The sequence below is a fragment of the Sphingobacterium sp. HMA12 genome (assembly GCF_002933815.1).
GTDB lineage: Bacteria > Bacteroidota > Bacteroidia > Sphingobacteriales > Sphingobacteriaceae > Sphingobacterium.
On sequence record NZ_BEYR01000001.1, the window covers coordinates 3,139,055 to 3,152,655 of the forward strand.

At 44.5% G+C, this 13,601-nt stretch carries 9 protein-coding genes; all 9 read right to left on the minus strand.

The window, feature by feature from the left end; all coding sequences use genetic code 11:
* Nucleotides 1-3: 3 nt before the first annotated feature.
* Complete coding sequence (locus tag HMAT_RS13440) at nucleotides 4-3,150, minus strand: TonB-dependent receptor (RefSeq protein WP_199768621.1); 3,147 nt, start codon at nucleotides 3,148-3,150, stop codon at nucleotides 4-6.
* Between the two features lie 189 nt (nucleotides 3,151-3,339).
* Nucleotides 3,340-4,392: a hypothetical protein gene (locus tag HMAT_RS13445; protein ID WP_104383178.1), complete on the minus strand. Its 1,053-nt coding sequence runs from the start codon at nucleotides 4,390-4,392 to the stop codon at nucleotides 3,340-3,342.
* Nucleotides 4,389-5,411, minus strand: a complete 1,023-nt coding sequence (locus tag HMAT_RS13450; RefSeq protein WP_104383179.1) for a LacI family DNA-binding transcriptional regulator — start codon at nucleotides 5,409-5,411, stop codon at nucleotides 4,389-4,391. The genes HMAT_RS13445 and HMAT_RS13450 overlap by 4 nt, the downstream gene beginning before the upstream one ends.
* Nucleotides 5,412-5,452: 41 nt before the next feature.
* Nucleotides 5,453-5,995: an RNA polymerase sigma factor gene (locus tag HMAT_RS13455; RefSeq protein ID WP_158655827.1), complete on the minus strand. Its 543-nt coding sequence runs from the start codon at nucleotides 5,993-5,995 to the stop codon at nucleotides 5,453-5,455.
* 11 nt (nucleotides 5,996-6,006) lie between these two features.
* Nucleotides 6,007-7,671, minus strand: a complete 1,665-nt coding sequence (locus HMAT_RS13460; RefSeq protein ID WP_104383181.1) for a ribulokinase — start codon at nucleotides 7,669-7,671, stop codon at nucleotides 6,007-6,009.
* 17 nt (nucleotides 7,672-7,688) lie between these two features.
* Nucleotides 7,689-9,035, minus strand: a complete 1,347-nt coding sequence (fucP, locus tag HMAT_RS13465; protein WP_104383182.1) for an L-fucose:H+ symporter permease — start codon at nucleotides 9,033-9,035, stop codon at nucleotides 7,689-7,691.
* Nucleotides 9,036-9,065: 30 nt separating this feature from the next.
* Nucleotides 9,066-10,829 (minus strand): L-fucose isomerase, encoded by a 1,764-nt coding sequence (locus tag HMAT_RS13470; protein ID WP_104383183.1) that lies wholly within the window; start codon nucleotides 10,827-10,829, stop codon nucleotides 9,066-9,068.
* Between the two features lie 5 nt (nucleotides 10,830-10,834).
* Nucleotides 10,835-12,073, minus strand: coding sequence for a DUF6786 family protein (locus HMAT_RS13475; protein ID WP_104383184.1), 1,239 nt, complete (start codon nucleotides 12,071-12,073; stop codon nucleotides 10,835-10,837).
* Nucleotides 12,074-12,084: 11 nt separating this feature from the next.
* The gene (locus HMAT_RS13480) at nucleotides 12,085-13,233 is read right to left on the minus strand and encodes a glycoside hydrolase family 172 protein (RefSeq protein WP_104383185.1); all 1,149 of its coding nucleotides are present in this window, start codon (nucleotides 13,231-13,233) and stop codon (nucleotides 12,085-12,087) included.
* Nucleotides 13,234-13,601: the final 368 nt, after the last annotated feature.

Sequence of the window (13,601 nt, forward strand, 5' to 3'; positions counted from 1 at the left end):
AGTTTAAAAGGTTACGTTGATACCAAAGGTTAAAATCATCGGGGTCAGGTAGCCATAATCAGGCATTTCAGGATCAAAACTGGTATATCGGTCCCTGCCCCAGCTTTTTTTGAATGTCAACAGATTACGCCCGGAAAAATAAAACCTTAAATTATTCATTGCTATTTTTTTGGAAATCGCCTGCGGAAGCGTATAGCCAAGCTCGATATTCCGTAATTTTAAATAGGAACCGTCTTCGACAGTATAACTTGAGGGGCGCTGCTCCGCATTTAAAGTCGAATTGGAGATCGCCGGAATATCAGAGTCTGTATGATCAAAATACCAGCCATCCAAAATGCGTGTAGGGTGGTTCTTGTGTGCCGGTACATTGATGTTCCACAGATCAGACTCCAATTTCCATAGGTTGTTTACTTTATTGCCAAATACCCCCTGGAAGAAGATATTGAGGTCAAAATTGCGGTAACTCAAATCGAAGGTTACCCCACCGAAAAACTTGGGATCTTTGACACCGATATAGGCACGGTCATAAAACTCCTCGATCTTTCCGTTGCCGTCAATGTCTTTGTAACGAATCCGGCCGATCGCTTTGCCGGGTTGCTCCGCATGATTGTCGACTTCCTCCTGTGTCTTAAAAATACCATCTGCGACCATGCCGTACAAGATATTTGGCGTCCTTCCCAACACAAGGTCATTGACTCCGTTGCCAGGGTATTTATTGATGACATCTTTGGGCAGGCTAACAATTTTGGTCTTATAAGTGCCTAGATTTGCCGAGATGGTATACCGGAATGCGTTTTGTGGATTGTTGTGATAGCTGATATCCACTTCGATCCCACGGTTATTCATACTTGCGCCATTGATCCAGGGTTCGCCCCCCTCGCCCATAGCCGCAATGTATGGCGTCTGAACCAGGATATCCTTTGTTTTCTTAAAATAGTAGCCAAAGGAACCGGAAAGCCTACTGTCAAATAGGCTAAAATCCAGGGCCACGTCTGTTTGTGTTGTTGTCTCCCATTTCAGATTGGGGTTGCCCAGCCAGGTCCGTCGATACCCCGAATACAGTGGCCCCGTCTCATTTCCTTCGATCGGATAAGATGTACTAAAATAATCCGTTGTAAATGGTGTAGAGGTATACCCCCGTGGCAGTCCCTGTACACTTCCATTGGCTCCCCATCCAGCCCGTAGCTTTAGGTCAGATATAAATGTATAGTCTTTCATAAAGGGCTCATTGCTTATCCGCCAGCCAGCTGAAAAAGCCGGAAACATGGCAAATTTATTATTCGCCCCAAAAAGTGAGGATCCATCCCGGCGCAAAGTTGCCGAAAACAGGTATTTTTGGTTATACACGTAATTGGCTTTTGCGAAATACGAAAGGTAAACGTATTCATCCGCCGTACTTCCAAGTGAATACTTTGTCCCATTAGTTACGCCGATATGTGCAAAGTCGCGATCCTCCAGGTATATTCCTTCCCGTCGTGCCGAAAAACCTTCTTCGACAAAACGTGTATATTCCGTGCCCAGTACCGCATCTAGACTGTGCCTGTCATTCTGTAAGGTATAGGAAAGTGTATTTGTCCAAACATAACTCAGCGGATGAGATTGTGTATTCCCTACATAGTTTTCGTCATCACTATTCCGCCCACCTGTTTCAGACCATTTCTTCTCCACAGTCCTTCGATAGGCATTTCCATAGTCTACACCAAATTGGGAACGGGCGGAAATTCCTTTCCAGATATTGAGATCGACAAAGACATTACCGATCATCTTCACATAATTATTGACATTATCTTTGTTGTCGGTAAGTACACGCACAGGATTTGTGAAGTCGTCAAAGCCCGCGGCGCCGGCCCAGCCACCATAAATATCATGTACGGGAACAGCCGGCGGATTGATCAGTGCCCAACGCATCTCGTTGGCATCGCGGTAGCGCAGGTAGGAAATCGCGAAATTCTCCCCCACTTTTAGACGATTATTTATTAAATTGATCTCATTATTGGCACGCAGTGAAAACTGTCTAAAAAAGGTATGTATCTGTGTTCCCTGATTTTCAAAGTATCCCAATGAAAACATGCTTCTTGATTTTTCTGTACCACTGGAAACGGCTACCTGATGGTTTGTCATCAGGGCTGGCCGGAGTATTTCATCAAGCCAGTCCGTGTCGGCACTTTTCACCGTTTTTTCGGCATTGAGATACTCTGCTGGTTTGACAGCATCCAGCACCGCACGCCCCTCGGCATCCCTGTGCCAGGTAAAATCATAGGTTTTGGGCAACGTCATCGGCACCCCGTAAACTGCTTCATCGTAGGCGTAAGCCCTAAAGGTTGCCCTGCCGTATTGTTCTGCATTCATCAATGTAGGTTTGCGCACAATGTTGCTTATACCAACACTTCCATTGTAATCGACTTTTGTCTGTCCGATTTTACCCTTTTTTGTCTGGACGAGGATGACCCCACCAGAAGCCCGGGCACCATAAATACTTGCAGAAGCTGCATCCTTCAATACCTGAATAGATTCGATATCTGCAGCATTGATATCACGGAGATTAAGATTCTCGGTGGGCATACCATCCAACACAATGAGCGGCTTCACCCCTCCGGAAAGTGATGACAAACCCCTGATCTGTACGTTGACTCCTTCCGCCGGATTTCCGCCATTGGTGGTGATGTGCACACCGGCTAATTTTCCCTGCAGGGATTTCATCGCATTTGCCGATGGGTTCTTGGCAATATCACTTGCATTTGCGATCGCAACGGAACCTGTCAGATCTGCTTTTCGCTGTGTCATATAACCAACATACACCTCTGCAATCATATTGGTCTCATCCGTAAGGTCCACATCAATCCGATCATTCCCTCCCACCGGACGCTCCTCGGTCTTCTTTCCAGTATAAGAGAAAACAAGTATACTTTCTTTGGAGTCTACACGGATTTCGTATAGCCCATTTGCATTGGTGATAGTCCCACCTGTTTTTCCTTTTACCCTCACATTGACACCCGCTAGTACTGTATTCGTACCACTTTCCCTAACCTCGCCCCGAATGATCTTTTGTTGTAACAAGGCCGGAGATTGTATCGCTTTTGCCTGCAAGAAAAATGTACAGAACAGAAAGGCTATACAGAGCCTGTTCACTAAATTTAGGTAGCATTTCATAATCATTAATATTAGGTGTTATTAATCAGTTTATACTACGGCACAAAAATTTAATCGTTTAAGCTAAATATGCGTAATGCGATAGCAACTATAAACTAAATACGTTCGATCACGCGAAATCCTCTGCTCGGAAATTATTTTTTTTTCTTTAATCAACCTATTCTATAGGAGGATTTATCGTTTCGTTGGTTACTGTTTGATATGCTCGATAAATGCTTCGGGCGAAAGCGGTGTAATTCCAAAAACGAAGGAATCTCCCGGCTTAAATGGTTCTTTCAATTCAAAATTTTCAATGGCGACACCTCCGGGTATAGCTTCTTTACTCGCCCAATACGTGAATCTTCCATTCAGCAGTCCGCTGAGCTGTTCACTGGGATTCTTTTTTATCCAATATTGGGTTGCCCTTTTACCTCGATACTTCCAATGTTGATGAGTCGCTGCAGTATAGCTAGTTTTGCGGTAGTCTATTTCATCTGGAGCTGCAATAAAATAGACACGTCCATTTTTATTCCGCAGCATGCGCTTTTGTGAAAAATGGGCATGCGGAGTAAAATGGATATCGTTGTAATCGGGCCAAAGTTCAAGCGAGGATTCCCTGCCGTCTCGAAAGAACAGGGTCCTTAGCCGGGCTTTGTTGCCCATTGTCGCAGTAGTGATAAAATAATCCAAGTCTTGAGAGCCGGGGTAAGTATAGGTCGCCAACTCAAATTCATAGGGTCTGGAGGCAAAAAAACGAAGCCGCACATATACATTGGCCCCATTGTCAAAGGATTCAGCAAAAATATACACAGTCAGCGTCTCGTCACCATCAATCTGCTCCACGATCCCCCGTGCGGGATATGCTCCATCCAGGGGCAAAAAAGCTGTCGCATGATCTGCACTCCAAAAATGCTTTCCACGTTTTCCGGGATGGATGCTGCTCATTTCAAGTTCAGAAAACCCACGTGTTTCCTCTCCCTTAGGGATAGGTTCAAAAGCAATAAAATTCATGACTTCCGGAAAAGCGTAATCCAGATATGGTGTATAAATCCGGATCAGTCCTCTTGGTCCGGGCAAGGGGTCCAGTCCTATCCTTATACCATTTGTATGTCCCCAAACTGGCATTGCGGGTTTCCCCTGCACAGGTTGCACCCATGTTCCCAAGGTATCCGGTGCCATCAGCTGTTGCCATGACCTCGAAGTTCCCTGGCCGTATAAGAGGCCCGTTACAAATAGGAATAAGAGAATCAATAGCTTTTTCATTTTTGTTTCTGGCAAGACTTGCGTTCAACGATTTCGACGTCCAACATGACTTGTTGTTCACTGGACGGTTTCCCTTGTAATTGTTCGAGCAATACCCTTACGGCTTCCTTTCCGATCATGGACAAGGGCTGCTTCACATAACTTATCGGACAATAAAATAGGTCATAGGATTCACTCTCGTCAAAACAAAAGACCGCTAAATCATCCGGAATGGTAATATGCAGTTCATTGATAATCTTTAGGCCCATAATAGATAAGGTATTTGTTGAAAATAGAATCGCCTCTACCCCATGATCTGGTTGCAATAGCTCGATAAATTTTTCCCGAAAATAAGTCGTGTTATTAAATTCCACTTCGCACACCAGACTACTGTCTTCGGATTTTCCCTGATCTACCAGCGCCTGTAGATACCCGCGATACCGATCCTCCGTATGTTGCAACTGGTTTTTATAACAAACATAGGCAACTTTGGTATGCCCCTGGTTCAGCAATGCCTGTGTTGCTTGATAAGTCGCATTAAAATTATCGACCACCACGTAACTAGTTTCCAAATCCTTAAAGTAACGGTCGATAAGCACAAAAGGAATATTCGCTGTTTTCAGATACTCCAATTGCGACGCTGTCCCTTCGGCCGGAGCAATTATAAACCCATCAATCTGTCGATTAACAAAGGTATCAATCAACCGTTGCGAGTTTTCCAGGTTCTCATCGGAACTTCCAAAAAGTACGCTATAACCATATTTTTTGGCTTCATCCTCAATCGCCCGAGCGAGATTCCCGAAAAAAGGATTGGAAATATCCGCAACCAATAACCCGATTGCCTGCGACTTACCGCTTTTCAAACTTTTCGCAATCTGGTTGGGTTGATAGTTCATTTCTTTTGCCATCTCCCGTATACGCTTTGCCGTGTCCTTATTTACCCTTGTCTGTTCGTCTTTATCATTCAATACATAAGACACCAATGCCGTAGAAACACCTACCGCCTCTGCGATATCCTTCAGTGAGATCTTCTTGCTCATATTATTTTTTTAAACTAAATGCTGTGATCATCATTAACAGGCTAATTCCAATGCACTTTAATAAACTGCATTGCTTTCACGATATGATCACTTATCGTGGATGGTGAAATATGCAATAGTTCGCTTACTTCTTCATAAGTTCTTCGCTCCAATTTGCACAGTTCAAATACCTGCCTTCTTCGCGGGGGTAATTTATTGATAATTCCTTCTAATTTAGAAAATTTGTCTTCATGGAATATACATTCCACATCTATTTGATCCACCGCATTCACAAAATCACGATAGATGAGGGTAAAACCATGCTCCCGTTTTTGCCTACGGTAGTGATCCATAATTAAATTCCGACCGATCTGAAACAGATAGCTCTTCAATGATTTTTCTGTTTTGATCGTATCCCGCAACTGCCAGGTCTTCAAAAAAACATCCTGAAGAATATCCTCTGCTGTCTCTTGAAAATTGAGTAGAAACATAAACTTTTTATACAAAGTCCCTTGATAAGTCGTATAGACCAGATTAAATGTATCATGATCCAAAACACCCTGCAGCCCACCCGTGCGGACCTGTTTTTGCGCTATTGCTTCCATGCTAAAATACATTAAGTCAACACTTTGTTATCACGATCATTTTGCACAGCGCCATACCGTAAATACTGTGCATACCGATGATCAAAATGCGCCTTATATTCAGACCTAGGCTGTACAATTTCCTTATCTCCCTTTCCCATACGGGCTGCCGCTTCTTCGATCGTGTCGTAACTGTTACTAACGACCGCGGCAAACATACAAGCGCCCAACGCACAGACCTGTTCTGTAGCAGCGATATGTATCGGGCGATTTAAGATATCGGCCATCATCTGCATGGCGAAGGGAGATTTACTGGCGATTCCGCCGATTGCATTGATCCCTTCCACTCTTATCCCTTCACTTTCGATACGTTCCATAATCGCCCGCGAACCGAAACAAGTAGCCTCGACCAAGGCGCTAAAAATAGCAGGTGCTGTTGTGCCTAAGGAGAGCCCCCCGATCAGACCTTTCAACCTCGGTGCAGCATCTGGCGTTCTTCGGCCATTAAACCAATCCAAGGCAAAAGGGGCGTCAATATGCAGTGGTAATTGTGCAGCCGAACGATTGAGTTCCTTCAGCAGCTCATCTTCCAGACGTTCATAGACTGCACTGAAATCAGCAGAAGTATTTAATTTTGCCGGCCATAGCAACAAATCTTTAAACCAGGAAAATACATCTCCAAAAGCTGACTGCCCAGCTTCAAGTCCCACCATACCAGGGATGATGGAATCTTCTACCTGACCACAGATTCCCTCCACAAAGACATCTTTCATCTCCGCTTTGGGCACGACCATCATGTCGCAGGTCGATGTGCCGATGACTTTGCTGATATAATAAGGCTTTATTTCTCCACCTACAGCCCCTACATGTGCATCGATGGACCCAATACCGATCTGTACATCGGTAGACAAGCCCAATTGCTCGGCCCATGGCGCACAGAGATATCCCGCAGATTCAACGGCTGTATATACCCGGTCACCGAATCGCTTGGCATAGGTCCCTAACATGGGATCGATCGCATTAAAAAAATCGGCACCTGGCAAGCCATTAAAGGCCGGCGACCATAAGGCTTTATGACCTGCCGCACATACATTCCTTTTAATCTGATTGGCATCATTTCCACCTGTCAGCAAAAAAGGCATCCAGTCACTATGCTCAACCCAGGTATAACATGCTTCCCTAACCTCCGGATCAACACGCAATACATGTAATAATTTTGCCCAATACCATTCCGAAGAATAGATTCCACCTACGTATTTTAAGTATCCCCGATGATCATTCTTTCCTATGGTATTAATTTCCGCCGCCTCTTGTATAGCGGTATGATCCTTCCATAGCACAAACATTGCATTGGGATTGTCCTTAAATGTATCAAGAAGAGCCAGTGCTGTCCCCTGCGCATTGACAGCTACTGGAGTTGATCCCGTCATGGCCATAGATATGGCACTGATATTTTGTTTGATCTCCGGATCCACTGCTTCCAGACAGTTTTTAACCGCTGAGGTCAACCCTTCTATATAATCCAACGGATGTTGACGGAATTGACTGCTCCCGGCGTCACAGTATAAGCCATTATGCCAACGTTCATATGAACAGATGGATGCAGAAAGGATCTTTCCGGTGACTGTATCCATCAACATCGCCCTGACAGAGTCTGTCCCAAAATCCACTCCAATAACATATTTATTCTTACTCATATTGCTGTTCTCCTGATTTAATGGGACACGCCCACAGTGATCTGTTCGGTTTTAAGTTTTCGCTTCATCCAAAATCCATAAAACGCGATAAATAAATAACATAATAACGGTATAAAGAAACCAACGGCCATCTTGGAATGGTCAGAGATCAGTCCCATGACAGGCGGACAGAAAGCGCCCCCAGCGACAGCCATTACTAAGAATGAAGAAGCTTTTTTCGTCAATGTACCAAGATCTTGAATCCCGAGGGCAAAGATCGTAGGAAACATGATGGACATAAAAAAATAGGTCGTGAACAGACTGAAGACCGAAAGCCATCCGATATCAGCGATGACGACCGTGACCAACACACAATTGGCAACAGCATACCACATCAAGAGCTTTCGCGGGCTAATAAATCGCATGAAATAGGAGCCCGTAAGACGGCCAATCCAGAATGCCCCCATCCCACCGAAAGCGAGTAGAATCGAAGCCGCCTGTTCGTTATTTTTGGGCATAAAAAATTCACCAAAATAGCCCAAATGTCCCATAATATGACCAATAGGTGTTTGTAGATCATGAACTGCGTCGATGACATAATTGATAAAAAACGAGTTCGTACCCGTCTGTGCAGCGACATATAAGAATTGTGCGGCAACGGCCAGCATAAAAGCCGGATGCTGTAATAGCTTTCGCAACGGCGGATTTTCCTCCCCATCTGTACCGGGCTCCTCTTTGACTTCTGGCAACTTGATGACCATGAAAATAAGCAGAACCACCACCACGATACTACCAATCATCATATAGGGTGTCACTAATGAATCAAACTTATCGTGTTCACCTGTTGACTCGATCCCAAAAACGAAAAGTCCACCGATCAAGGGTCCCAAGATCCAACCAAGTCCATTGAACGATTGCGAGATATTGATTCGTCGTGCCGCTCCGGCTTTATTGCCCAATACGGTTGAATAGGGATTGGCAGCAGTCTCCAAAAAGGTAAGTCCACAAGCCAGGACAAACAACGCGATCAAAAATGGAATAAATGCCCCCAGAGCGGCAGCTGGATAAAACATAAAAGCACCGATGGCGAAAATCGCCAAGCCAAGTATAATGCCTTTCTGATAGCCATATCGTTTAATGAATATCCCGGCTGGCAGCGCCATGGCCAAATAACCAATATAAAGAGAAAATTGTACAAAGCCTGATTGTGCTTTACTGACATGTAAAAGATCCTGAAAATGCTTATCTAAAACATCTAAAAAACCGTGGGCAAATCCCCATAAGAGAAACAGGCTACAAATAAAAATGAACGGCACAAGATAATTCACGCCCTGCTCATTGACAAAGAGGGATCTTTTCTTTTTTCCAGGGTCTACATTGTTCATGGTGATAACAATTTTATTGATGTTTAAATCTTATTTATACAATGGCCCATATACCCGGCATGCACTATAATCGCTTCCTTCCCTGTCCATTCCAAAAGCTCCCCATGCCGATGGTCGAAAAATATCGTCTTGAGCGATATTATGCATATTGACCGGAATCCGTAACATGGCAGCCAATGTAATCAGATCGGCACCGATATGTCCATAACTGATGGCGCCGTGATTGGAACCCCAATTGGCCATAACGGCATACACCGTGGAAAAATTAGCATCATTGGTCAAGCGAGGTACAAACCAGGTTGTCGGCCAGATTTTATCGGTACGTTCATCGAGCGTACGATGCACTTCTTCGGGCAATGCTATGGTCCATCCCTCGGCAATCTGCAATACCGGTCCAAGTCCTTTCACAAGATTGAGTCGGCACATAGTTACCGGCATTCCACCTTCGGTGACAAACTTAGATGAAAAACCGCCGCCCCGCATATAATCTCGGTTGGAGGGATAAAATGTCGTGGCCTTGAGGCAGGCATCAACTTCCTGATCCGAAATCTCCCAATGGGGTTTCATCACGGGTTTGTCACCAATACGCTGCTTACCCGTGCCGTCAAGGGTTGCCGATCCTGAATTGATCAGATGCAAGAAACCATCGGCAGCCCTTCCTTCTGGCTTCCAGCCCGACACGCGCGCTACGGCTTCCGGACTCCAATAGGTACGAACATCAGCAAAAATCTGTGCCGTATTGGTCAATAAATAATTAAATAGCATGGACACTCCGTTCAAGGCATCATTTTCTGTAGCGACGAGATACGGCGCCCGTATACCATTCCAATCGAAAGACGAATTCAATAGGGCCTCCGAGAAATCACCATCCGGTAAGAAATCTGTCCACTGCCGTTGTCCCTGAAATCCCGCCAAAAGGGCATGATGACCTTGTGCTTCCTCGCCAAATCCCTGATCGACAAGCCTTGGATTGCCGATCATCAGATCACGCATAATCATCGTCATCTTGACAACGAACTCCCAATCCTGATCTTTCTCCTGACGGTTTTTGATGTTCTTTTCCCGATTAAAATCTTCACCTTCGTGACAATGTTCACGTGTCCACTTCAACGCCAGTTTATATTCCTCCCGATCGAAGATATTTTGTTGTATCCTGCGCAGGATTTCTGAGGAGTCCACATATTCATTACGCATACCCAGATAACTTTGAAAAAAATCTGCGTCTACAATAGATCCGGCTATTCCCATCGAAACAGAACCGATAGCCAAGTAGGACTTACCCCGCATGATAGCCACAGCTAATCCTGCTCGCGCAAACGCGAGCAGTTTTTCACGTACGTCTTCGGGTATATGCTGGTCTCCCATATCCTGTACGTCCTTGCCATAGATCCCAAAGGCCGGTAGCCCCTTCTGGTTATGGGCGGCCAAGGTTGCCGCCAAGTATACTGCTCCCGGTCTTTCGGTACCGTTAAAGCCCCAAATAGCTTTGGGCAGCAGGGGGTTCATATCCATTGTTTCAGAACCATAACACCAGCATGGTGTCACAGAAAGTGATACACCTACATTTTCGCGTTCAAACTTCTCGGCACAATGTGCCGCTTCTTGCACCCCGCCGATACAGCTATCTGCGATCACACAGGCCACCGGCGTTCCGTCAGGATACCGCAGTTCGGTTTGAAATAGAGCAACAACAGCCTTGGCCATATTCATTGTTGTCTCTTCCAAGGACTCTCGGATGCCCCCCAACCGGCCATCTATGATCGGGCGAATACCAATTTTAGGATATGTTTTCATATTTATTACTTTTTAGGTTGACCAAAAATTGTTGAAACACGTGCTAAGGACGTTCCCAATACCTTCTCAGCTATCGTATTCAATTGTGTTTTATCGCCTGTAAAATGAAAGACGCTATGACTGTGCACAATCTGTTCATTGGGCGGAATAAAAGCCGCAGGAGAGACACTTTCGATTTCATAAAAAGGCCCCATTTGCGTACCATCTGCCAATGGACCGTCATTATAGGCATTCATTGCATCACCTAGGAAAGGGTCTTTTTTTGTCGTCCATTCCTGGTTGAGATAGGTGGCGCCATTGGCTACATCAAAAAATGTGATGGTAAGCACACCTTCATCGGCAGCGTAACTCCCCGCGATGGGCTTCGCACGATGTGGCGGTATCCCCAGTTTGCCCCTGGACAAACCATCGGCTTTAAAGTATAATATGCCTTTTTCCATGGCAATACGGTCGGACTGAATCTCACCAAAGTAGTCTGTTGTGGCCACTTTCCCAGTAGCATCCTCTTTATAGGGGATTAAAATCACTGTTTCAGGGCTAGGTGTAAACATATCCAAACTCCATATGCAGGGTGCTCCGGTCTTTTTATTCCAGCTAAAATCTCCTGTATTGCGCAAGCTATTGGTGGTTTTGAAGCCAACAGATTTCACCTGATCCCCCAATGCAACGGAAAGCATTTGCTCAATTTCTTTACGTTCCAATATCTCGACCTGACGATTGACGTTTATTTTGAATTGCGTCCCGGCATAGTTTTGCAGTTCCATATCCTTGGCGAGTCGCACACTTTTCGTGGAGGACGAAATCAGAGACCAGCTTTCGTTGTCAATTGCTGCCGGAGTATGCCAGTTGTCAAATACCATCTCCTTATTGGGCGCAAAGAACAACGAAAAAGGACCTCCCTCCGGACCCAACCATAGTCGATCTTCACCACCATAGGCATTCATGTGTGGATCAAGAGCTTTATCGAATGCTTTGTAGTTGATCCAGCCAAAGCTCCTTCCCTCCGCCCCCCCGGCTGTAGAAGTGAATACCTTACCTTGATATTTGGGAGAAACAATGAGTTGCGCATCAGTATCTGAAGCTGAGAGAACAATCAGCTCCTTATCCCATTTTTGAAGAAAAGTGAGGTCGTCAGCAAAATTAGATTTGCCTTTTTGTGTATGCCCCGGCTCCTTATTGTTTCCCTGACAGGCGGAGAACATAACTGAAAATATGATCATAGCGTTGAATAGTTTTATTTTCATGATCCTAAACTTTAGTTGATTTCTATCCCATTCTTTCCCGGAAGCGGTTTAAATTTCCCGTGAGGTTCAGTCTGATACCAGTAAGCGACTGAAATGATATCGGATTTCTGCGGTAGATATCGGTCTTCGGAACGCCAGCCCAGATCTTGAACCGTCACCTTTAGGTCGCCGTCAAAACGCACAGGATCTAGAATATGCCATCTATACATGCCAAATCGTTGCTGAGAATCATATATACCATCCGGCCGAATGACCTGATGTAGTCCCGCATATGGGGTAGTAAATTCCTGATAGCGTCGGGTTTCTTTATTTTCAAAATTGTACGATCCACAGAAATAATCTTCCAGCCCTGTCGTCACAATCGTTGCAAACTCTTTATCGCCATCGAGAAAGAACTTGACCTCACCTTCACCCCACCAACCAGTATTGTTAACTCCTACGGCTAAATAGGTTCCCACATAATGTCCCTTACCCTTTACACCATCAAGAATGGTATGTAAAGAACCTTCGGTGGGATGGGATCTCCGGTATTGCGCATGAAAATAGGCTTCATCATTTGCGACCTCAGTCTCAGCATAATTGACTTGATAATAGAGCACCATAGGATGAATGCTCACATTCTCCATAGTTATTTTACATTTTTTCCGAAAGGGCATTTGCCAATAGGAATTAAATGCACTCCCCGGGTTGACGGTCATGGCCAGTGAATTTAAAGGCGCATATTTATTCCAGCCCATGCCGAAAAAAGCACCTACCGGAGCTTCAATTGAAGGCTCGGTCTCCCCGTCCCAATAAAACCTGATAATGGATTGACTCCAGTTTCCCGTAGGTGTCATCCAGATGTGCTGAATGATTCCCGATCCGTCTATTTCGGCCAGTGTAAAGGTCTCACCGGCACCGATATGAACATACGGATTAACTTTCCAGCCTACGCCCAATTCACGGGCGGCTCGGGAAGCATTTGCCTGGTTCCGCGCCCCCTCCTTTTCATTTGGGACAGCCATTCCACCTTTACCTTTTCCACCGCTAAAATTTTCAGGACTGATAGACCTGGTTTTAGCATTCGATAGTTTGGATAGATTAGTCAGTCCAGCTGGATTTTGAGCAAAAGATGTATAACCGAACATGACTATACACCATAAAAACATGAATCTTTTCATATGCTGTAATTAATTAGTTTTGGATGTCTATTTTCAACGGATTAAATGAATTCGATTTTCCCTATCAGCCAGATGAAAATTTTCTTTTTAAAAATTACATCCAATTGCGTCCTAAAATTGAAATATTCAATATGAACGATTGCTCATCCATTTAATCGCTTTCTGGAACTTGTTTATATAATCAGTTATGTGGAATTAATTTTGTTTTTTGCTTAATCGTTTAAACTAGAAAGGTAAAAAAAATGAAAGAATCCCGCAGCTTGTCTTAAGTTTATAATTATCAGTTATACAAGTATAAGCTTAATCGATTAAATAAACAAATAAAAAATTGTATCTTTTTTGTTAACCTATAAATTATCAACATATTA

Bases quoted from the DNA above. Each gene is read 5' to 3' on its own strand.
- HMAT_RS13440 (WP_199768621.1), bottom strand. From the start codon at position 3,150: ATGAAATGCTACCTAAATTTAGTGAACAGGCTCTGTATAGCCTTTCTG.
- HMAT_RS13445 (WP_104383178.1), bottom strand. From the start codon at position 4,392: ATGAAAAAGCTATTGATTCTCTTATTCCTATTTGTAACGGGCCTCTTA.
- HMAT_RS13450 (WP_104383179.1), bottom strand. From the start codon at position 5,411: ATGAGCAAGAAGATCTCACTGAAGGATATCGCAGAGGCGGTAGGTGTT.
- HMAT_RS13455 (WP_158655827.1), bottom strand. From the start codon at position 5,995: ATGGAAGCAATAGCGCAAAAACAGGTCCGCACGGGTGGGCTGCAGGGT.
- HMAT_RS13460 (WP_104383181.1), bottom strand. From the start codon at position 7,671: ATGAGTAAGAATAAATATGTTATTGGAGTGGATTTTGGGACAGACTCT.
- fucP (WP_104383182.1), bottom strand. From the start codon at position 9,035: ATGAACAATGTAGACCCTGGAAAAAAGAAAAGATCCCTCTTTGTCAAT.
- HMAT_RS13470 (WP_104383183.1), bottom strand. From the start codon at position 10,829: ATGAAAACATATCCTAAAATTGGTATTCGCCCGATCATAGATGGCCGG.
- HMAT_RS13475 (WP_104383184.1), bottom strand. From the start codon at position 12,073: ATGAAAATAAAACTATTCAACGCTATGATCATATTTTCAGTTATGTTC.
- HMAT_RS13480 (WP_104383185.1), bottom strand. From the start codon at position 13,233: ATGAAAAGATTCATGTTTTTATGGTGTATAGTCATGTTCGGTTATACA.